21 protein-coding genes are annotated in these 18669 nt (G+C 70.3%); 15 read left to right on the top strand and 6 right to left on the bottom strand.

Annotation, left to right across the window (positions count from 1 at the left end):
• Together HDA39_RS22825 and HDA39_RS22820 are read left to right on the top strand one after the other, a co-directional pair.
• Positions 1-537 carry a GNAT family N-acetyltransferase gene (locus HDA39_RS22825; RefSeq protein ID WP_184798214.1) on the top strand — a complete coding sequence of 179 codons (537 nt, stop codon included), beginning with the start codon at positions 1-3 and terminating at the stop codon, positions 535-537.
• Between the two features lies 1 nt (position 538).
• Positions 539-1024: a methylated-DNA--[protein]-cysteine S-methyltransferase gene (locus HDA39_RS22820; protein WP_184798212.1), complete on the top strand. Its 486-nt coding sequence runs from the start codon at positions 539-541 to the stop codon at positions 1022-1024.
• Here the strand turns inward: HDA39_RS22820 and HDA39_RS22815 are convergent.
• Positions 1021-1662 carry a hypothetical protein gene (locus HDA39_RS22815; protein WP_184798210.1) on the bottom strand — a complete coding sequence of 214 codons (642 nt, stop codon included), beginning with the start codon at positions 1660-1662 and terminating at the stop codon, positions 1021-1023. The two genes, HDA39_RS22820 and HDA39_RS22815, sit on opposite strands and share 4 nt — an antisense overlap.
• Positions 1663-1753: 91 nt before the next feature.
• On the opposite strand from HDA39_RS22815, the gene HDA39_RS22810 reads away from it, so the two are divergent.
• On the top strand, positions 1754-2362 hold the full coding sequence (locus HDA39_RS22810) for a YdeI/OmpD-associated family protein (RefSeq protein WP_184798208.1): 609 nt from the start codon (positions 1754-1756) through the stop codon (positions 2360-2362).
• 79 nt (positions 2363-2441) lie between these two features.
• Here HDA39_RS22810 and HDA39_RS22805 read toward each other — a convergent pair whose 3' ends face one another.
• Positions 2442-3662, bottom strand: a complete 1221-nt coding sequence (locus HDA39_RS22805) for a cation:proton antiporter (RefSeq protein ID WP_202894005.1) — start codon at positions 3660-3662, stop codon at positions 2442-2444.
• A 10-nt stretch (positions 3663-3672) separates the two neighbouring features.
• Positions 3673-4155 (bottom strand): cation:proton antiporter regulatory subunit, encoded by a 483-nt coding sequence (locus HDA39_RS22800; RefSeq protein ID WP_184798204.1) that lies wholly within the window; start codon positions 4153-4155, stop codon positions 3673-3675.
• 144 nt (positions 4156-4299) lie between these two features.
• Here HDA39_RS22800 and HDA39_RS22795 point away from each other — a divergent pair, with 144 nt between their 5' ends.
• The 8 genes from HDA39_RS22795 (at position 4300) to HDA39_RS22765 (ending at position 12051) form a co-directional block, all read left to right on the top strand.
• The gene (locus HDA39_RS22795; protein WP_184798202.1) at positions 4300-4845 is read left to right on the top strand and encodes a PadR family transcriptional regulator; all 546 of its coding nucleotides are present in this window, start codon (positions 4300-4302) and stop codon (positions 4843-4845) included.
• Positions 4842-6866 (top strand): NADPH-dependent 2,4-dienoyl-CoA reductase, encoded by a 2025-nt coding sequence (locus HDA39_RS22790; RefSeq protein WP_184798200.1) that lies wholly within the window; start codon positions 4842-4844, stop codon positions 6864-6866. Before HDA39_RS22795 ends, HDA39_RS22790 begins: the two co-directional genes overlap by 4 nt.
• A gap of 153 nt (positions 6867-7019) precedes the next feature.
• Entirely contained in the window at positions 7020-7169 is a 150-nt protein-coding gene (locus HDA39_RS41870; RefSeq protein ID WP_202893101.1) for a hypothetical protein, read from the top strand.
• 134 nt (positions 7170-7303) lie between these two features.
• Positions 7304-7648, top strand: coding sequence for a VOC family protein (locus HDA39_RS41865; protein ID WP_202893100.1), 345 nt, complete (start codon positions 7304-7306; stop codon positions 7646-7648).
• Positions 7649-7746: 98 nt separating this feature from the next.
• A complete protein-coding gene (locus HDA39_RS22780; protein WP_184798198.1) occupies positions 7747-8583 on the top strand; it encodes an ABC transporter ATP-binding protein in 837 nt (278 codons plus the stop codon).
• Between the two features lie 7 nt (positions 8584-8590).
• Positions 8591-9562: an ABC transporter substrate-binding protein gene (locus HDA39_RS22775; protein ID WP_184798196.1), complete on the top strand. Its 972-nt coding sequence runs from the start codon at positions 8591-8593 to the stop codon at positions 9560-9562.
• The gene (locus HDA39_RS22770; RefSeq protein ID WP_184798193.1) at positions 9559-11649 is read left to right on the top strand and encodes an iron ABC transporter permease; all 2091 of its coding nucleotides are present in this window, start codon (positions 9559-9561) and stop codon (positions 11647-11649) included. The genes HDA39_RS22775 and HDA39_RS22770 overlap by 4 nt, the downstream gene beginning before the upstream one ends.
• 15 nt (positions 11650-11664) lie before the next feature.
• Positions 11665-12051: a hypothetical protein gene (locus HDA39_RS22765; protein ID WP_184798191.1), complete on the top strand. Its 387-nt coding sequence runs from the start codon at positions 11665-11667 to the stop codon at positions 12049-12051.
• Between the two features lie 16 nt (positions 12052-12067).
• On the opposite strand, the gene HDA39_RS22760 is transcribed toward HDA39_RS22765, so the two are convergent.
• Positions 12068-12634 (bottom strand): HhH-GPD-type base excision DNA repair protein, encoded by a 567-nt coding sequence (locus HDA39_RS22760; protein ID WP_184798189.1) that lies wholly within the window; start codon positions 12632-12634, stop codon positions 12068-12070.
• Positions 12635-13436: 802 nt separating this feature from the next.
• Here HDA39_RS22760 and HDA39_RS22755 point away from each other — a divergent pair.
• Positions 13437-14027 carry a TIGR03086 family metal-binding protein gene (locus HDA39_RS22755; protein WP_184798187.1) on the top strand — a complete coding sequence of 197 codons (591 nt, stop codon included), beginning with the start codon at positions 13437-13439 and terminating at the stop codon, positions 14025-14027.
• Here the strand turns inward: HDA39_RS22755 and HDA39_RS22750 are convergent.
• Complete coding sequence (locus HDA39_RS22750) at positions 14013-15239, bottom strand: FAD-dependent monooxygenase (RefSeq protein WP_184798185.1); 1227 nt, start codon at positions 15237-15239, stop codon at positions 14013-14015. The genes HDA39_RS22755 and HDA39_RS22750 overlap by 15 nt on opposite strands.
• Positions 15240-15339: 100 nt before the next feature.
• On the opposite strand from HDA39_RS22750, the gene HDA39_RS22745 reads away from it, so the two are divergent.
• The 3 genes from HDA39_RS22745 to HDA39_RS22735 all read left to right on the top strand — a co-directional run bounded on the left by HDA39_RS22745 (position 15340) and on the right by HDA39_RS22735 (position 17897).
• Positions 15340-16245: a GntR family transcriptional regulator gene (locus HDA39_RS22745; protein WP_184798183.1), complete on the top strand. Its 906-nt coding sequence runs from the start codon at positions 15340-15342 to the stop codon at positions 16243-16245.
• 27 nt (positions 16246-16272) lie between these two features.
• Entirely contained in the window at positions 16273-17148 is an 876-nt protein-coding gene (locus HDA39_RS22740) for a hypothetical protein (protein WP_202893099.1), read from the top strand.
• A 74-nt stretch (positions 17149-17222) separates the two neighbouring features.
• Complete coding sequence (locus HDA39_RS22735) at positions 17223-17897, top strand: SDR family NAD(P)-dependent oxidoreductase (protein ID WP_184798179.1); 675 nt, start codon at positions 17223-17225, stop codon at positions 17895-17897.
• Here the strand turns inward: HDA39_RS22735 and HDA39_RS22730 are convergent.
• A complete protein-coding gene (locus HDA39_RS22730) occupies positions 17894-18658 on the bottom strand; it encodes a TetR/AcrR family transcriptional regulator C-terminal domain-containing protein (protein ID WP_184798177.1) in 765 nt (254 codons plus the stop codon). The two genes, HDA39_RS22735 and HDA39_RS22730, sit on opposite strands and share 4 nt — an antisense overlap.
• Between the last annotated feature and the right edge of the window lie 11 nt (positions 18659-18669).

The raw sequence follows: 18669 nt of genomic DNA, 5'->3' as shown, positions 1-18669 counted from the left end.
ATGACCGAGTTGCGGACCGAGCGGCTGCTGCTGCGCCAGTGGACCGAGGCCGACAAGGAGCCGTTCGCGGCCCTGAACGCGGACCCGGCGGTGATGGAGCACTTCCCGGCGATGCTGACCCGCGAGCAGAGCGACGAGATGGTCGACCGGACCGCCCGGGCCGTCGTCGAGCGAGGGTTCGGCTGGTGGGCGGTGGAGGTGCTCGAGACGGGCCGGTTCATCGGCTTCACCGGGCTGTCGGTCGCGAGTTTCGAGGCGCCCTTCACCCCGGCCGTCGAGATCGGCTGGCGGCTCTCGAAGGATGCCTGGGGCAACGGCTATGCGACCGAGGGGGCCCGGGCCGCACTGGCGTACGGGTTCGGACCGCTCGGGCTGGACGAGATCGTCTCGTTCACCGCGACCACCAACCTGCCGTCCCAGCGCGTCATGCAACGCATCGGCATGACGCACGACGAGGCGGACGACTTCGACCACTCACGACTGGAGCCCGGCCACCGCCTGCGGCGTCACGTCCTCTACCGCATCGCCCGCCCCTGACATGCCGTACGCCGTACTCGAGAGCCCGATCGGCGATCTCACCCTCGTCGGCTCACCCGACGACGAACTGACCGGCCTCTACATGGAGCAGCACCGCCACCGCCCGCCCATCGAAGCCTTCGGCGCCCGCGACGACTCGATCCTGCCCAAGGTCGTCGACCAGCTGGCGGAGTACTTCGCCGGCGAGCGCACCACCTTCGACGTCCCGCTCGCGCCGGCCGGAACGCCATTCCAGCAAGAGGTCTGGACCGGCCTGCTCGCCATCCCGTACGGCACCACCACGACGTACGGCGAACTGGCCGTTGCCCTCGGCAAGCCACTGACCGCGTCGCGAGCCGTCGGCCTGGCCAACGGCAAGAACCCGATCAGCATCATCGTCCCGTGCCACCGGGTGATCGGCGCGTCCGGCAGTCTCACCGGGTACGGCGGCGGCCTGCCCCGCAAACAGCAACTCCTCGACCTGGAACGCGGCGACGCCCTGTTCTAGCCCCAGGACTCGCTGAACAACAGCGTTCCTTCGGGGACGGCGACCTCCTCGACGATTGCCTCGGGGGAGAAGCCGTCCTCGTCCTCGTCGCCCGGAATCGCGTAGTCCTCCGGTTCGACGTAGAGACGGGTCGCCGCCAGCAGGCCGGTCCCCGGCAGCTCGAGCCACGGCTCACCCGCCTCGTGCAGCAGCGCGTACACCGCCTGCGCCTCGTCGCCGATCGCGACGAGCGCGTCCGCCTCGCTCTCCTCCGGCTGAAGCCGCCGGTGCGCCGCCCGCCCGGCGTTCAGCAACTCGGCGGTGTCGCGCACGCCCAGATCGACCCGCGTCACCAGCGTCAGCACGCCGACGGGGCCGCCGTCCTCCTCGTCCTCCTCGTCAGCGAGAACGTCGTCGTCGTACCCGCCGGACGGCACCACGGTCCCGGTGTGGTCGAGCACGGCGTCGTCCCACGCACCGAGCAGTTTCCCGAGCGCTTCGTTCTCGGTGAACAGGTCCTCCCGCTCGGCGCTACCGCCGCGCAGACCGACCAGCACCTCGGCGTGCGCGCGCAGGCCCTCGATCAACTCGTCGGTACGCAGGCGGAGCGCCGCGCGGCTCTCGTCGGAGTACTGCTCGATGTCCGGTGTCTCGTCCATGAACCCGATCATCCTCCACAATAAGTGCTCATTGGGTGAGCACTTATCTGCGGGAGAGTGGGATCAGACGGCAAGCGAGAGGACCCCGGAGATGAGCAGCACGGTGGCGAAGACGGAGATGTCGGACGCGTTGGCGGTCCGGCCGGCGGATGTGGCGGAGTGGCGCGCCTGGCTCGCGGCCAACGGGGAGACCGAGCGGGCCGTGTGGCTGGTGGTGGGCCGAGGCGCCGAGGACGTCGTGGATTACGTCGCGGCGGTCGAGCACGCGTTGTGCTTCGGGTGGGTGGACAGCAAGACGATCCGGCGCGACGACTCCACGACGTACCAGTGCTTCACCCCGCGGAACCCGCGCAGCACCTGGAGCAAGGTGAACCGCGAGCGTGTCGCCCGGCTGACGGCCGATGGGCTGATGGCGCCGGCAGGGATCGCCGTGATCGAGCGGGCCCAGAAGACCGGAGTGTGGGACGTGCTCGCCGAGGCCCAGGACCTGATCGTCCCGGCCGACCTCCAGACGGAGCTCGACCGGAACGAGCAAGCAGGCCGGCACTTCGCGAAGTTCCCGCCGTCGTCCAAGCGCGTCATCCTCGAGTGGATCGCCCTCGCCAAGCGCCCCGAGACGCGCACCCGGCGAATCCAGCAGACGGTCGAGCTCGCCGAGGTCAACCAGCGAGCCAACCACCGGACGCCCACCACTCACTAACCTCCGCGAAGCCGCCGCGATCGCCTTGCTCTGAGCGTGAGCGACGACCGCGGCCGTGGGGTTAGTGAGTGGTGGGCGTTCAGCTCCCGGTGTTGGCCGGGTCGTCGAGGCGCTCCTCGGCGGGTCCGCCGGCGGGGAGTGCCGGGGGAGCGGTCTTGCGCAGCCCCGACAACTTCTTCGCGACCGGCTCCGTGTACCGCGCGGCGATCGGCCCGATGATCACCAGGATCAGCACGTACGCCGTCGCCAGCGGCCCCAGCCGCGGCTCGACGCCAACGGCCAACCCCGCGATCACGATCGAGAACTCCCCGCGCGCGACCAGCGTCCCACCGGCGCGCCACCGCCCGGCCGGCTTGATCCCCGCGCGCCTGGCGGCGTACCAGCCGGTGAGAATCTTCGTCAGTCCAGTGAACACCGCGAGCGCCAGCGCGACGCCGAGCACCGGCGGGATGTCGGCCGGATCCGTGCTCAGTCCGAAGAACACGAAGAACACCGCCGCGAACAGATCCCGCAACGGGCTCAGCAGGTTCCGCGCACCGTGCGCGACCTCGCCCGACAACGCGATCCCGACCAGGAACGCGCCGACCGCCGCCGACACCTGCAGCTTCGCCGCGATGCCCGCGACCAGCAGTGTCAGACCGAGGACAACGAGCAGCAGCATCTCCGGGTTGTCCGACGAGACGGCCCGGCTGATCACCCGCCCGTACCGGAGGGCGACGAACAGCACGATGCTCACCGTGCCCAGCGAGATCAGCAGCGTGATGCTCCCACCGGCCAGCCCGACGCCGGCCAGCAGCGCGGTCAGGATCGGCAGGTAGACCGCCATCGACAGGTCCTCGAGCACCAGGATCCCGAGGATCACGGGCGTCTCGCGGTTACCCAACCGCCCGAGATCCCCGACCACCTTCGCGATCACGCCCGACGACGAGATCCAGGTGACACCGGCCAGCGCGACCGCCGCGACCGGACCCCAACCGAGCATCAAGGCAACGGCCGCACCCGGCAGAGCGTTCAGGACGAAGTCGACGACACCGGACAGGTACTGCGTCTTCAGCGTGCTGACCAGGTCGGCCGCCGTGTACTCCAGCCCGAGCAGCAACAGCAGCAGGATGACGCCGATCTCGGCGCCGGTGGCAACGAACTCCTCGCTCGCGTCGAGCGGCAGCAGCCCGCCGTGCCCGAAGGCGAGCCCGGCCAGCAGGTACAGCGGGATCGGCGAGAAGCCGACCCGGCCGGCGATCCGGCCGAGGATGCCCAGGGCAAGGATCACCGCGCCGAGCTCGATCAGCAGCATCGTCATGTCGTGCACGTCAGCCTCCCGAGATCAGGTCGGCGACAGCGTCCACACCTTCGCGGGTACCGACCACGACCAGCGTGTCGCCGATCGTGAACCGGAAGTCCGGGGCCGGCGACGGCGTCGCGCCGGTCCGCCGCAGGACGGCCACGATCGAGGCGCCGGTCAGCGACCGGGCCTGGGTGTCGCCGAGCGTCCGGCCCGAGTACGGCGAACGGCTGGTGATCGGGATCTGCTCGGTGACCAGGTCGATCTCGAGGTCGTTGCGCAGCGGGTCGATCGGCGTCGGGACCAGCAGTTGGGCCAGCGCGCCGGCCTCGGCCGGGTCCAGGGGGACCGAGTTCGTGCAGTTGTCGTCGTCGTCGGGATCGTGAAAGCCCAGGAACCGGCGCCCGTCCTCGTGGACGACGATCGACACGTGCTTGCCGCCCTCGGTGACGAGGTCGTAGCGGGTGCCGATGCCGGGCAGCGTGGTCCGGGTCGGGTGGGCGTGGTCCATCGGAAGTCCTTCGGCTCGAAAACAGCAATCAGTTCCAGCAACCATTCTCCCGTACGGGGTGTTCCCTCGCTGTGACCTGTGATGCAATCAGGTGCACTGCAATCAGTTGCATAGGTACGCTGGCCGCATCAGGAGGTGGTCGTGATGGCGCTCGAGCACGCGTTGCTGGTCTCACTCAGTGAGCGGGAGGGATCGGGGTACGAGCTGGCCCGCCGGTTCGACCGGTCGATCGGGTTCTTCTGGGCGGCGACGCATCAGCAGATCTACCGAGTGCTGCGGCGGATGGAAGAGGCCGGCTGGGTCACCCACACCGACGTCGCGCAGGAGGGCCGGCCGGACAAGAAGGTCTACCGGGTCGCCGACGCGGGGCGTGCCGAACTCACCCGCTGGCTGGCCGAGCCGATCGAGCCGACCGTGCTGCGCGACGAGCTGGGCGTGAAGCTGCGCGGAGCGTCCCTCGGCGATCTCGACGCCGTACGGCGTGAGGTCGAGCGGCACCGCGACGAGCACGCCGCGCGGCTGGCGGCGTACCAGGCGATCGAGCACCGTGACTTCCCGAAGCCTTCGACGCTGTCGGGACGTGAACTGCACCAGTACCTCGTACTCCGCGGCGGCGTCCGCGCCGAGCAGTCGTTCACCGACTGGTGCGACGAGGTCCTCCAGGCCCTGCGACCGGAAGGCCCCCGATGACTTCCCCGTACCCGACCTTGCTTGCACCACTGGATCTCGGCCACGTCACGCTGCCCAACCGGGTGATCATGGGCTCGATGCACACCGGTCTCGAGGACCGGGCGCGCGACCTGCCGAAGCTCGCGGCGTACTTCGCCGAGCGCGCCCGCGGCGGCGTCGGCCTGATCGTCACCGGCGGCTACGCGCCGAACCGCACCGGCTGGCTCACGCCGTTCGGCTCCCGCCTCACCTCGCGCCGGCAAGCGCGGAAGCACCGGATCGTCACCGACGCCGTGCACGCCGAGGGCGGCCGGATCGCGCTACAGATCCTGCACGCCGGGCGGTACTCGTACCACCCCTTCAGTGTTTCGGCCTCGCGGCTGAAGGCGCCGATCAACCCGTTCCGCCCCCGCGCCCTGTCCGACCGAGGCGTCCGCCGGCAGATCGACGCGTACGTCGAGTGCGCCGCGCTCGCGCAGCAGGCCGGGTACGACGGCGTCGAGATCATGGGCTCCGAGGGCTACTTCATCAACCAGTTCCTTGCCGAGCGCACCAACCGCCGTACCGACCAGTGGGGCGGTACGCCGGAGAACCGCCGCCGCCTCGCCGTCGAGATCGTCCGCCGGACCCGCGAACGCGTCGGCCCGTCGTTCCTGATCATCTACCGGCTCTCGATGGCCGACCTCGTCGAAGGCGGCCAGACCTGGGACGAGGTGATTGCCCTAGGCAAGGAGATCGAAGCGGCCGGCGCGTCGATCATCAACACCGGCATCGGCTGGCACGAAGCGCGCGTCCCGACGATCGTCACGTCGGTCCCGCGCGCCGCCTTCACCTCCGTCACCGCCGCCTTCCGGCCGCACGTGAACATCCCCGTCGTCACCTCGAACCGGATCAACCTGCCCCAGGTCGCCGAGGAGGTCCTCGCCCGCGGCGACGCCGACCTGGTCAGCCTGGCGCGGCCGTTCCTGGCCGACCCCGAGTGGGTGCTCAAGGCAAGCGATGCGCGGGCCGACGAGATCAACGTCTGCATCGCCTGCAACCAGGCCTGCCTGGACCACGTCTTCGCGAAGAAGCCGGCCAGCTGCATGGTCAACCCCCGCGCCGCCCGCGAGACCGAACTGGTGCTGCTGCCCACCCGCCGTACGAAGAAGGTCGCGGTCGTCGGCGCCGGCCCCGCCGGACTGTCCGCCGCGGTCACGGCCGCCGAGCGCGGCCACGAGGTCGAACTCTTCGAGGCCGACCAGGAGATCGGCGGCCAGTTCGGCATCGCCCGCCGGATCCCCGGCAAGGAGGAGTTCGCCGAGACGATCCGCTACTACCGCCGCCGCCTCGACCTGACCGGCGTCAAACTCCACCTCGGCCACCGCGCCACACCCGAGGACCTGACGGCGTTCGACGAGGTCATCATCGCCACCGGCGTGGTCCCGCGCATCCCGTCCATCCCCGGGATCGACCACCCGAGCGTCCTCTCGTACGCCGAACTCGTCCGCGACTCGCGCCCGGTCGGCCGCGCGGTCGCCGTCATCGGCGCCGGCGGCATCGGCGTCGACGTCACCGAGTACCTCACCACCGCCGCGTCACCCACCCTCGACCTGGCGCTGTGGAAATCCGAATGGGGCGTAGGCAACCCGGTCGAAGACCGTGCCGGCCTGGTCGAACCCCACCCCGACCCCTCCCCGCGAGAGGTCTACCTCCTCCAACGCAAACCGGGCAAGATCGGCAGCGACCTGGGCAAAACCACCGGCTGGGTCCACCGAGCCGCCCTCAAGAACAAGCAGGTCACCCAACTCCGCTCCGTCAACTACGAACGCATCGACGACCAGGGCCTCCACCTCACCTTCGGCCCCAGCCACGAGAACCCCCGCACCCTCGAAGTCGACAACGTCATCATCTGCGCCGGCCAGGAGCCCGTGAACGACCTCGCCGAAACCCTCCGCGCCCAAGGCCAATCAGTCCACGTCATCGGCGGCGCCGACGTAGCCGCCGAACTCGACGCCAAACGAGCCATAGCCCAAGGCACCCGCCTGGCCGCCGAACTGTAGAAGGGCAAACGTGCTCTGGTTTCTCCTGGCCGGCAAAGGGCGTTGTGATAATCTCGGCGTCGCAGGCGCGGGTTCGAACCCGGTCGTAGGGCGCAACGGCACAGCAGCCGAAAGGGCGAGGCCCACCTACTTCATGAACGAAGAGGGAGCGCCATGCCCAAGCTCGAAACGTACAAGAAGCAGGCGAAACTGCTCGTTCGCTGGCACCGCGACGGGAACTTCTCGATCGGCGGCCGCATCCGGCAGCTCGCGCGGTATCGCACGTTGTCCGACCGCGAAGCACTCGCGCTGAAGTTCCCCTGACCGAAGCCCAGGAGATCATCGCCCTCGAAGCGGGCTGCGCCAGCTGGGCCGAACTCAAGGCGAGGACGGAAGCGGCGCCGCCGACCAGTGAGCAGCCGGAGTCTCAGGACACGGCAGTCGCGAGTGCCAAGCCGGTGTTGTACGTCGCCGACGTCGACGCCTCGGCCACGTTCTACCGGGACCGGCTCGGCTTCCGGATCGGCTTCTTGCACGGCAACCCGCCGTTCTACGGATCGGTGTCGCGCGACGGCGCGACCTTGCACCTGAAGCTGGTGCACGAGCCGGTGTTCGCGGCCGGTGTCGTGGAACGGGAAGGGCTCATCATGGCGTTCGTCGAGACGCCGGACGTCCGCGAGCTCTACACGGAGTATCTGGCCGCTGAGGCCGAGATCGTGCAGAAGCTGACCAAACAGGCGTGGGGTGGCACCGACTTCATCGTGCGCGACCTGGACGGCAACGCGATCGCGTTCGTCGGCTGAGGATGATCGGTGGCCGTCAGTCGACGCGCCTTGCTGTGAAGGGATGATCACCGTCTGCGAAGCTGACATGGGTGGTTAGGTAAGGCTATCCTGCGGCCATGCGAGAGTCGGTGGGGCTGACGGGCGCCGGGTTGCGGCTGGGGTACCACGGGCGGTTGGTCGTGGACGAGGCCGGGCTGGGGATCGAGCCGGCGGGGGTGACCGCGCTGGTCGGGCCCAACGGGAGCGGGAAGTCGACGCTGCTGCGGGCGATGGCGCGGTTGCACAAGCCGGACGCGGGGACCGTGTGCTTCGCCGACGGCGAGGACGCGCTGGCGCTGTCGCAGAAGGACTTCGCACGGAAGGTGACCTTGCTCTCGCAGTCGCGCCCGACGCCGAACGGCGTGAGCGTGCGGGACGTGGTCGGCTACGGCCGGCACCCGTACCGCGGGCGCTGGCGCAACGACGACCCGGACGGCAACGCCGCGATCGAGCACGCGATGGACGTCACCGGCGTCACGAGCATGGCCGAGCGGGCCGTCGACGAACTGTCCGGTGGTGAGCTGCAGCGCGTCTGGCTGGCCACCTGTCTGGCGCAGGACACCGGCGTCCTGCTGCTCGACGAGCCGACCACCTTCCTCGACCTGCGCTACCAGATCGAGATCCTCGACCTGATGCGCGACCTGGCCGACGAGCACGGCGTTGCCGTCGGCGTCGTACTGCACGACCTGAACCAGGCGGCCGACGTGGCCGACCGGATCGTCCTGCTCGACCAAGGGCGGGTCCGGTCCACCGGTACGCCGGGCGAGGTCCTGCAGGCGGACGCGTTGACCGAGACCTACGGGATCCGGATCGACGTCAGCACCGACCCGGTCACCGGGCGGATCAGCACCCAGCCGGTCGGCAGGCACCTGCACCGGCACGTCCTTCAAAACCACTGCCTTCAAGACATCTGAGGACCCGATGAGAAGAGTCACCGTCCTGGCCGCGAGCCTCCTGCTCGCGCTGACCGCCTGCGGCACCAGCGAGCCGACCGAGCCGCAGGCGAACGAGTCCGCCGCCGCCCAGCCGGTCTCCGTCACCGACGCGCGCAACAAGAAGGTCGATCTGCCCAAGCCCGCGACCAAGGTCGTCGGCCTGGAGTGGGGCGTGATCGAGAACCTGATCACCCTCGGCGTCCAGCCGGTCGGCGTCGCCGACGTGAAGGGCTACACCACCTGGGTGACCGCGGCGAAACTCGATGCCGGGGTCAAGGACGTCGGTACCCGCGGCGAGGCCAGTGTCGACGCGATCGTTGCCCTGAACCCCGATCTGATCATCACCACCACCGACGAGGCCGCGAACACGATCACGCAGCTGGAGAAGGCCGCGCCGGTGCTCGTCGTCCGGGGTGCGGACGCGAAGAACGCGATCCCGCAGATGAAGAAGAACCTGGAGCTGGTCGGCGCCGCGATCGGCAAGTCGAAGGAGGCCACCGAGGCGAACGCCGCGTTCGACCAGGCCGTTGCCGATGGCAAGAAGAAGATCGCCGACGCGGGCAAGGCCGGCGAGGGCTTCACGATGGCCGACGGGTACAAGGAAGGCAGCACGATCTCGATCCGGATGTTCACCAGCGGCTCGCTGCTCGGTGCGGTCGCCGGCGAGCTCGGCCTGAAGAACAACTGGACCGGCGCGGGCGACCCCGACTACGGCCTGGCGCAGACCGACATCGAGGGCCTGACCAAGCTCGGCGACGGCAGCTTCCTGTACATCGCCTCGACGGCCGACGGCGGTGACGTGTTCGGCGGCGACCTGTCGAAGAACGCGATCTGGAAGAACCTGCCGTTCGTGAAGGCCGGCAGCGTGCACCGCCTGTCCGACGGGATCTGGATGTTCGGCGGACCGAAGTCGACCGAGCAGTTCATCGACGCCACGGTGCAGGCAGTCACCTCTTGACCCAGGTCACCGCCGAGCGGCCCCAGGTCGCCGAGGCCCTCCAGCCGGTACGGCGGATCCGCGTCGCCGGGGTGTTCGTGATCACCCTGGCCGCGGTCGTCGTCCTGGCCGGCGTACACCTGACGCAGGGGACCTCGTCGGTCGGCGCCGGGGACCTGCTCCGGCTGGTGATCGGCCAGGGCACCGACAACTCGGCCAACATCCTGGTCGCGTCGCGGCTGCCGCGGCTGCTCGCCGGCGTACTGGTCGGCCTCGCGCTCGGCGTCGCCGGCGCGGGGCTGCAGTCGCTCGCGCGCAACCCGCTCGCGTCGCCGGACACGCTCGGCGTCAACGCGGGCGCGTACCTGGCCGTCGTGGTCGTCGCCGCGTTCGGGATCAACCTGCCGGTGCTGCCGGCGGGCGGGGTCGCGTTCGCGGGCGGGCTGGCGGCCGCCGTACTGGTGCTGGCGTTGTCGGCTGGTGGGACGTCGGGCCCGACCCGGTTGATCCTCGCCGGATCCGCGGTGGCGATGGCGTTGTCCGGCGTGACGACGTTGCTGATGCTGCTGCGGCGCGAGGAGACGGTCGGGACCTTCGCGTGGGGGAGCGGGACGCTCGTCCAGACCGATCTCGACGCCGTCGGTCAGATGGCGCCGATCGTCGCGATCAGTCTGGTCGCGGCGTTGTGGCTCGCGTCGCGGCTCGACATCCTCTCGCTGGGCGACGACACCGCGGCGGTCCTCGGCGTGCGCGTACGGCGTACGCGGGTGCTCATCACGCTCGTCACGGTGATGCTGTCCGCGGCCGCTGTGACGGTGGCCGGGCCGGTCGGGTTCGTGGGGCTGGTGGCGCCGGTGCTCGTTCGGCTGGTGGCGCCGTTGGTGCCGGGGCTGATGCGGCACCGCGTGCTGCTGCCGCTGTCCGGGCTGTCGGGCATCCTCGTGGTGCTCGCGGCGGACGTCGTACTGCGGGCTGTGCTCGGTGGGCAGGCCGGCGTGGAGATTCCGACCGGCATCATGACGATGCTCGTCGGCGCGATCGTGCTGGTGTGGCTGGCGCGGCGCTACCGCGACTCAGGACCGAGCCGTACGCCGTCCGGCGCGTCGTCCGGGCTGCGGAGCCTGCGGACGTTCTGGATCGTCGTGGGTGTGCTCGGTGTACTGCTGGTCGGTGCGCTGGTGTTCGCGATGCTGGCCGGGGACGCGTTCCTTCGGACCGGCGACATCGCGAACTGGGTCAACGGGCAGTCCGGGCGGGCGATCACGTACGTCCTGGACCAGCGCTTCCCGCGGGTGCTGTCGGCCGTGTTGTGTGGTGCGGCGCTGGCGATCGCCGGCGCGACCGTTCAGGCCGTGTGCCGCAATCCCCTTGCTGAGCCGGGCATTCTCGGCATCACCGGCGGTGCCGGCGTCGGTGCCGTCGTCACGCTGATGCTGGCGCCCGCGGCCGGCATCTGGCTCCTGTCCGGCGTCGCCTCCGCGGCCGCGCTGGGCACCTTCGCGCTGGTCTACCTGGTCTCCTGGAGGGGTGGGCTCAGTTCGGACCGGCTGGTGCTGATCGGGGTCGGCGTCAGCTCGGCGACGACCGCGATCATCACCTTCGTCATCGTCTACACCAACCCGTGGAACATCACGATGGCGATGACGTGGCTCTCCGGCAGTACGTACGGACGGACGCTGCCGCAGGTCATCCCGGTCACCGCGGCGCTCCTCGTGCTGACTCCGGTCGTCGTACTGGCCCGGCGCGAACTCGACCTGCTGTCGCTGGACGACGACGTACCGCGCATCCTCGGCGTACGCCTCGAACGCACGCGTTTGCTGGCGTTGGCAGCCTCCGCGCTGCTCACCTCGGCCGCGGTCTCGGCCATCGGTGTCGTCGGCTTCGTGGGCCTGGTCGCTCCGCATGCTGCCCGGGCTCTGGTCGGCGGGCGCCACTCGCGTCTGCTTCCCGTGGCTGCTCTGCTGGGCGCCGTGCTGGTCTCGGTCGCCGACAGCCTGGGGCGCACGCTGCTGGCTCCCGCCCAGATCCCGGCCGGTCTGCTCACCGCGATGATCGGCGCGCCGTACTTCGTGTACCTGCTGTGGCGGACCCGTACGACGAAGCTCTGAACCTAGAGTGACGGCGTGGAGATTTCTCTGGCGGATGCGTTGGGGCTGGTGGTTCGGGACCTGGAGCGGACGGGTGGGTTGACGCTGCGGGTCCTGGACGAGCCGGTGGACAACTCGTACGACTACGAATCGGTATGGATGATGTCGGCAGCCGCGCCTGGGCGGACCGGGCTGATGGCGCCACGCTGGTTCGGGGACGCCGAGCGGGTGGTGCATGTGGCAGACCAGGTGCAGGAGTTCATCCTGGAGGAGCTGTGGGGTCTGGGACGGTCCGCTACCTGGCCTGAGTGCGCGGAGCATCCGGGATCGCACCCGCTGGAGGCTCGACTCACCGACGACGGGCCCGGGTGGGTGTGCCCGAAGTCAGGGCGCACCGGTGCGAGGATCGGCGAACTCGGGTGAGCGACGTACGAGCAGATCAGCCAGCGGCTTTGGCGGCGGCCTTCTTGGCCTGCTTGTACTCGCGGACCTTCAGCAGGGAGTCGGCGTCGATGACGTCGGCGACCGAGCGGTAGCCGTCGAGGGCGTAGTCGCCCGCGGCGGCCTCCCAGCCCTGCGGCTTGACGCCGAGTTGCTTGGCGAGCAGGGCCACAAAGATCTGGGCCTTCTGCTTACCGAAGCCTGGGAGCTCCTGGACTCGTTTGAGCAGTTCCTTGCCGGTGTCGGGCTCGGTCCACAGACGGGTGACGTCGCCGTCGTACTTGGACTCGACCAGAGCCGCCAGTTCCTGGAGGCGCGCGGACATGGAGCCCGGGAAGCGGTGGATCGCGGGCGGCGTACTGCAGAGCGCCTTGAACTCGTCGGGCTCAGCAGCGGCGATCGCGGCCGGATCGAGGTTGCCGAACCGGCTCAGCACCTTCCAGCCCCCGCGGAACGCGTGCTCCATGCCGTACTGCTGGTCCAGCATCATCCCGACGAGCACGGCGAACGGGTACTGGTCGAGGACACGGTCGGCCTCGGGTTCGTTGGCGATCTGGAAGCCCATGGGGACCATCGTAGAACCTCTCCCGGGTGGACCCGATCCGCCTCGAGGACACCGTCACTTCCGTCCCAGGCACGCCCACCGCCGACCCGGACGGCGGCCGCAACATAGACCAGGACCTCGCCGTGGGCGTCCGCGACCTGGGCTGAGTTTTCTGTACGGCGTACTCGCGCGTCGTACGGGGGGCGTGCCCCCTGGAGGTCGGCGGTGATGCGGCCGGGGAGGTTGCTGGGGGCTGGGACCGCTGCGGCCGGAAGTGCGTGGGGTGTGGTTCGCGGTGTTCGCGGGTGGTGGGGCGAGCAACGGCGTGGTGCCGGGAGGTCGGCCGGCGGCGCTCGGCGAGAGGTCGGGCGGTAGCGGTTGGTGTTGGTGGTCGGCGAGCGGGGCGTGGTGCGGGTGGCAGCTCGGGCGGCGGCGTGCTGATGGGAGGTCGGCGGTGATGCGGCCGGGGAGGTCGCTGGGAGCTGAGGTCGCTGCGGCCGGAAATGGGTGGGGTGTGATCGCGGTGGAAGCGGCTGGTGAGGCGAGCGGGGCGTGGTGCGGGTGGCAGCTCGGGCGGCGGCGTGCTGATGGGAGGTCGGCGGTGATGCGGCCGGGGAGGTTGCTGGGGGCTGGGCCGCTGCGGCCGGAAGTGCATTGGAGTGGATCGCCGGGCGGAGGGGGCGGGGAGCGGAGGTTCCGCGTCGGCGGGTGTTGCGGTGGCGTGGTGTGTGCGGGTTATCCCGTGGATCCGTGTCGGGTTTCTCGCGGGGGTGTGGGGGCGGGCCTATGCTCGGGCAAGGCGGGTCGACTGGAGGGAGCGCGGATGGACATCCGGGATCTGGATCGGCGGGCCGGGGCGGTGCTCGGCGAGGTGGTGATGCAGGTTCGGGCGGAGCACATGTGGTTTCCGACGCCTTGCCCGGACTGGACGGTGCGGGGGCTTCTGCGGCACATCGTGAGTGACAACGAGGGGTTCGCGGCCGCGGCGGCGAACGGGTCGGCTCCTGTGCAGACCTGGAACGGTGGGCGGCTGGGGGACAACCCGGCGGGTGCCTACCGGCGGTCCAACGTGAAGGTCGCGGAGGCGTTCGCCGATGGTGGCGCGCTGGACCGGCCGATCGAGGTGCGCGAGTTCGGGACGTTTCCGCGGCGGGTCGCGCTGACCTTCCACCAGCTCGACTGCGTGGTGCACGCGTGGGACCTGGCGCGGGCGATCGACGTACCGTACGAGCCGCCGATCGACATGGTCGAGATGGCGCTCAGCCTGGCCCGCCGGATCCCCGACACCGAGAGCAGCCGCGGCCCGGGGGCCGCCTTCGAACGCTCGGTCAAGGTCCCCGGCGACGCCGACGACTTCGAAACCCTGCTCGCCCTCCTCGGCCGCAGCCCCGACTGGGTCTCACCACTCGACTGACCTCAGGGAGACACTCCGCTGGTGCGGAAGCCCGGCGTAGTCCTCGAGTTCGATCGCATCCGGCTGGGCCGCGGCGGCTTTCGCCAGTACGCCGCGGAGCGGCCTGGACGTCATGGTCGCGGTCATCAGGTCCCGCGCCCGGATGCCGATCGCCGTCCGGGGCATCGCCAGCTTGATCCCGCCCGGCGGCAGGGCGCTGCGCTGGACGACGTACTCCCGCATCACCCGCTGGTACGCCGCGAACGCGCGCCGATGGTCGCCGGAGGCAACCAACTCTCCAGCCAGGACGTACGCCCCGACCAGCGACATCGCCGTTCCGTAGCCGGCCAACGGCGACGCGCAGTACCCCGCGTCCCCGAGCAGCACGACCCGTCCGCGCGACCACTCCGGTACGACGACCCGGCTGGTGCTGTCGAAGTAGAAGTCGTCAGCGGCAACCATCCCGTCGAGGATCTCCCGCGTGTGCCAGCCGACACCCCGGAACGTCCTGCGCAGCAAGGCCTTCTGCTCAGACACGTCCCGCCGGTTGTAGCGGATCACGGGAGAGCGAAAGCTCAACAACCCCCGAGCGAAGCGCGGATCATGATCAGGCCGCAGGCCGACCCACCGGCCGCCGGGCGCGGTGTGGATCTTCATCCAGCCGTCGAGCTCCTCGGGCGCCGGGATCGTGAAATACGACCCGTAGCCCCCGAGGTGGTGCACGAACTCCGACTCCGGCCCGAAGGCGAGCGCGCGAACCCGTGAGTGCACGCCGTCGGCGCCGACGACGAGATCGAACTCCCGCGTCGTACCGCCCGCGAACGAAACCCACACCCCCTCGTCGCTCTGGGACAAAGCGCTGATCGAGTCCCCGTACAGGTACTCGACGTCCGGCGTCGCCGCGAGCAGCACCTCCGACAGGTCGCCGCGCAGGATCTCGATCTCGGCGACCGGCCCGGCGCCGTCGAGCAGTTCGGCGGGCAACGCGGCCGCGCGCTTGCCGTTGGCGCGCACGTACGCGAGCCCTTTCTCGTGCAGCTGCCGAGCCTTGATCGCCGGCATCACGCCCATCCGCTCGACGACGTCCCGCGCGACGCCGCGGATATCGACGGTCTGCCCGCCGGGCCGAGGCCCCGGCGCCAACTCGACGACGGTCGGAGTGAAGCCCGCGCGCTGCAGCCAGTACGCGAGCGCCGGTCCGGCGATGCCGGCTCCGCTGATCAGGACCTTCATGGTGATCTCCCAAGGGGTAGTGCGCTGTACGGTGTACGCAGCACGATGCCTGAGCAGCTCGACCCCAGTCCACGTGCACTAGGGCACCCAGGGAGGCCGCATGACAGCGCCGTACCAGCAGATCGCCGCCGGGATCCGGGCGCGGATCAGCACCGGTGAGCTCGGTCAGGGCGAACGCGTGCCGTCGACGCGTGAGCTGATGCGCGAGTACGGCGTCGCGATGGCGACCGCGACGAAGGCCCTGACGACCCTGCAGCAGGAGGGCCTCGTGCACTCGCGGCCCGGGGTCGGCACGGTCGTCGGTCCTGCTCGCCGTACGCCGGTCCGGGACGGCGAGCCGGCGCTCGGCCGGGACGAGGTGGTCCGGGTCGCGATCGCGCTCGCCGACGCGGAAGGGCTGGCCGCGCTGTCGATGCGGCGGATCGCCAGCGAGCTGGGGGTGTCGACGATGGGCCTCTACCGGCACGTCGGCGGCAAGGACGCGCTGGTGCTGCAGATGGTCGACCGGGCGATCGCGGACTTCCCGTTCCCGCCGGACGAACCGGCCGGCTGGCGCGAGGGGATCGAGACCGCCGCGCGCCTGCAGTGGGCGGCGTACCGGCGGCACCTGTGGTTGCCGGGCGCGGTCACGATCGGGCGGCCGCAGCTGCTGCCGAGTCTGCTGTCGCACACGGACGCCGTACTGCGGGCGGTCGGTCGCTTCGGCGTCGATCCGAGTACGGCGATGTACGCGGCGATCACGGTGTTCGGATACGTGCGCGGCGTCGCGCTCAACCTCGAGTCGGAGGCACTGGCCGAGCAGGACACCGGGATGACCGCCGACGAGTGGGCCGGCGAGCAGGCGGACCGGCTCGCCGTCCTGGCCGGCGAGCTGCCGGGGTTCCGCGGGCTGGGGGAGGGGTTCGATTTCGACTTCGACCTGGACCAGTTGTTCGAGTTCGGGTTGCAACTGGTACTCGACGGGCTGGGTGTCCGCCTCGAACCGGTGCGCTCGCGGCTACGCTGAGTTCCGTCCGAAGGCTGGGAGGTGGCGATGGATCCGGTGTTCGCGCCGGGTGTGCCGAACGAGGTACGCCGGTTGTTCGAGCGCAGGCCCGAGCTGTTCGTGCCCGCCGGTCAGGCGCGGCCGAAGCGGCGGACGTCGTGGTCGGAGGCGCCCGGCAACACCTTCGGCACGATGCTGGTCTGGCTCGCGGTCTGCGTCGGCGGGTGGATCCTCGCGGTGATCGTCATGGCGATCACGTTGCCGACCGCGGTCGCGGCGTGGGCGGCGGTCGCGCTGGCCGTGGTCGCGGTGGTCGCGACCGGTGGGATCGCGGTCCGGTCGGCGGTCGAGGACCGTGGGCGCAAACTGGTCCGGATGCAGCACGGGAAGTACCTGCTGGCCGAGGACTTCGACGAGCCGTCCGGGAAGCTGCTGGGCCGGGCGCAGCGCGCGGTGAAAACGGTGCTTGAGGCAACAGTTACCCGGCGTGGGCTGCTCGACGAGATGCAGAACGAGCTGGTCCTGCCCGAGCAGTTGTGGGACATCGGTCAGGTCCTGCACGAGCAGTCGGTGCTCCGGGCGCGTCAGCAGGAGGTCGCGCGCGGGATGGCGACGGCCGAGCTGGACGCCGTACTGGGTCCCCAGCGGCGTGCGCTGTCCCGCTCGGTCGACGCGATCCGGCGGAAGGTCGAGCTGCTCGAGCAGTACGCCGACCGCGTGCGCTCCGCCGACGCCGCTCTCCGCGCGGAGGCGGCGCTGGAGGACGGCGACCGCTACATCGAGCTGCTCGCTCGCACTGAGCCGGCCGGTGATACCGCGGTGGTCCAGGGCTTCGCCGACGAGGCCGCGGCGCTCAAGGACACCTTCACCAGATCCATCAAGGCAGCCCGAGACGCCGGTCGCACACTCGCGCTGCCGGAGTAACGGCCCGCCCTCCAAGTCCCCGCCCCGATCGGCCGTGAACGGCGCGACCGGGGTGCGCGTACTACGCTGCTGTGGTGAAGCAGACCGTGATTGTTGCCGGGGGCACCGGTGGGTTGGGTGGAGCTGTCACTGCCGAGCTGCTCGAAGGTGGCTGGCGGGTCGTCGTACCAGGTCGCAGCGAGGAGTCACTGGCCGCGCTCGGCGCTCACGAGTCCTTGGCGCCGGTGCTCGCCGATCTGTCCGATCCGGCGGGAGCCGCGGACGTCGTCGCCTTGGCGACGTCCGACGACAGCGCTCCGCTGCACGCGCTCGTGAACCTCGTCGGCGGCTTCGACGCCGGCGGGCGGGTCCACGAGACGCCGGTCGAGGACTTCGAGCGGCAGCTGTCGATCAACCTCCGCCCGCTCTACCTGATCACCCAGGCAGCACTCCCGCACCTGATCGCCAACGGCGGCGGCGCGATCGTCTGTACGTCGAGCCAGACCGCGCTCAAACCGTTCCCTGGTGCGGCCGGTTACATCACGTCGAAGGCCGGCGTGATCGCCTTCGCCGACGCCCTCGCCGTCGAGTACGCCGCCGACCACATCCGGGTCAACACGATCCTCCCCGGCACCATCGACACCCCCACCAACCGCCAGGCCCGGCCGAACGCCGACACCACCCACTGGACCCCACCGGCCAGGATCGCCACCGCCATCCGCTTCCTGATCGACTCCGACGCCATCACCGGAGCCCACCTGCCGGTTTAACGCTGGTCCATCAACAGTTGGATCCCGTCCAGGATCCGGTCCAGCCCAAAGCGGAACGAGTGGTCGGCGTCCATCGCCGCCTGGAACTGCTCGCCCGCCGCCGTCCCCACGCGCCCGGCCACCGGGAACCGATCAGCCAGCCCGGCCATGTACCGATCGAGTAGCGGGCCCGTCGTGAGCCACCACTCCTGATCCGTCAGCCCGCTCTCGCGCTGGGTCCGCAGGTGCTCGGCCGCCGCCCGCGCGGTCCCCAGCACATGGGTCAGGATCAGCGCGAGCGCCGAGTCCATCTCCACGTCGCTCAGTCCACGCCCGTCCAGCGGCCGCAGCTCCGCCTCGTACTTGAGCGTGACGTTCGGCCCGAGCGCGCTCCGCACCGCCGGCACTTCGTGGATCCAGGGGTGCGCCATCAGCACCTCCCAGTTCCGCCGGGCGACGAACTCCATCCCGGCCCGCCACCCGTCCTGCCGCGCCGGCTCGTCCACGTCGGCGTACAGCTCGGCGTACACGGTGTCGAACATCAGGTCGGTCAGCTCGCCCTTGCCTGGGACGTGCGTGTAGAGCGACATCGTCCCCGCCTTCAGTTGCTCCGCGATCTGGCGCATCGAGACCGACTCCAGCCCGTCGGCGTCGGCGAGCTGGATCGCCGTGTCGACGATCGCCCGGACGGTCAGCCCGGAGCGGCCGGGCTTGCTGTGACTGCCCCAGAGCAGGGCCAGACTGCGCGCCGGATCGGGCGCCGCGGACTTCTTTCCACTCACCGGGAACAAAC

Origin of the sequence: Kribbella italica (genome assembly GCF_014205135.1) — a bacterium.
Lineage (GTDB): Bacteria > Actinomycetota > Actinomycetes > Propionibacteriales > Kribbellaceae > Kribbella > Kribbella italica.
Note: the sequence above shows the minus strand (reverse complement) of the source record. Positions and strands in the feature narration are given on the sequence as shown.

Bases quoted from the DNA above. Each gene is read 5' to 3' on its own strand.
- HDA39_RS22825 (WP_184798214.1), top strand. From the start codon at position 1: ATGACCGAGTTGCGGACCGAGCGGCTGCTGCTGCGCCAGTGGACCGAG.
- HDA39_RS22775 (WP_184798196.1), top strand. From the start codon at position 8,591: ATGAGAAGAGTCACCGTCCTGGCCGCGAGCCTCCTGCTCGCGCTGACC.
- HDA39_RS22780 (WP_184798198.1), top strand. From the start codon at position 7,747: ATGCGAGAGTCGGTGGGGCTGACGGGCGCCGGGTTGCGGCTGGGGTAC.
- HDA39_RS22750 (WP_184798185.1), bottom strand. From the start codon at position 15,239: ATGAAGGTCCTGATCAGCGGAGCCGGCATCGCCGGACCGGCGCTCGCG.
- HDA39_RS22755 (WP_184798187.1), top strand. From the start codon at position 13,437: ATGGACATCCGGGATCTGGATCGGCGGGCCGGGGCGGTGCTCGGCGAG.
- HDA39_RS41870 (WP_202893101.1), top strand. From the start codon at position 7,020: ATGCCCAAGCTCGAAACGTACAAGAAGCAGGCGAAACTGCTCGTTCGC.
- HDA39_RS22745 (WP_184798183.1), top strand. From the start codon at position 15,340: ATGACAGCGCCGTACCAGCAGATCGCCGCCGGGATCCGGGCGCGGATC.
- HDA39_RS22805 (WP_202894005.1), bottom strand. From the start codon at position 3,662: ATGACGATGCTGCTGATCGAGCTCGGCGCGGTGATCCTTGCCCTGGGC.
- HDA39_RS22790 (WP_184798200.1), top strand. From the start codon at position 4,842: ATGACTTCCCCGTACCCGACCTTGCTTGCACCACTGGATCTCGGCCAC.
- HDA39_RS22820 (WP_184798212.1), top strand. From the start codon at position 539: ATGCCGTACGCCGTACTCGAGAGCCCGATCGGCGATCTCACCCTCGTC.
- HDA39_RS22800 (WP_184798204.1), bottom strand. From the start codon at position 4,155: ATGGACCACGCCCACCCGACCCGGACCACGCTGCCCGGCATCGGCACC.
- HDA39_RS22815 (WP_184798210.1), bottom strand. From the start codon at position 1,662: ATGGACGAGACACCGGACATCGAGCAGTACTCCGACGAGAGCCGCGCG.
- HDA39_RS22760 (WP_184798189.1), bottom strand. From the start codon at position 12,634: ATGGGCTTCCAGATCGCCAACGAACCCGAGGCCGACCGTGTCCTCGAC.
- HDA39_RS22795 (WP_184798202.1), top strand. From the start codon at position 4,300: ATGGCGCTCGAGCACGCGTTGCTGGTCTCACTCAGTGAGCGGGAGGGA.
- HDA39_RS22740 (WP_202893099.1), top strand. From the start codon at position 16,273: ATGGATCCGGTGTTCGCGCCGGGTGTGCCGAACGAGGTACGCCGGTTG.
- HDA39_RS22810 (WP_184798208.1), top strand. From the start codon at position 1,754: ATGAGCAGCACGGTGGCGAAGACGGAGATGTCGGACGCGTTGGCGGTC.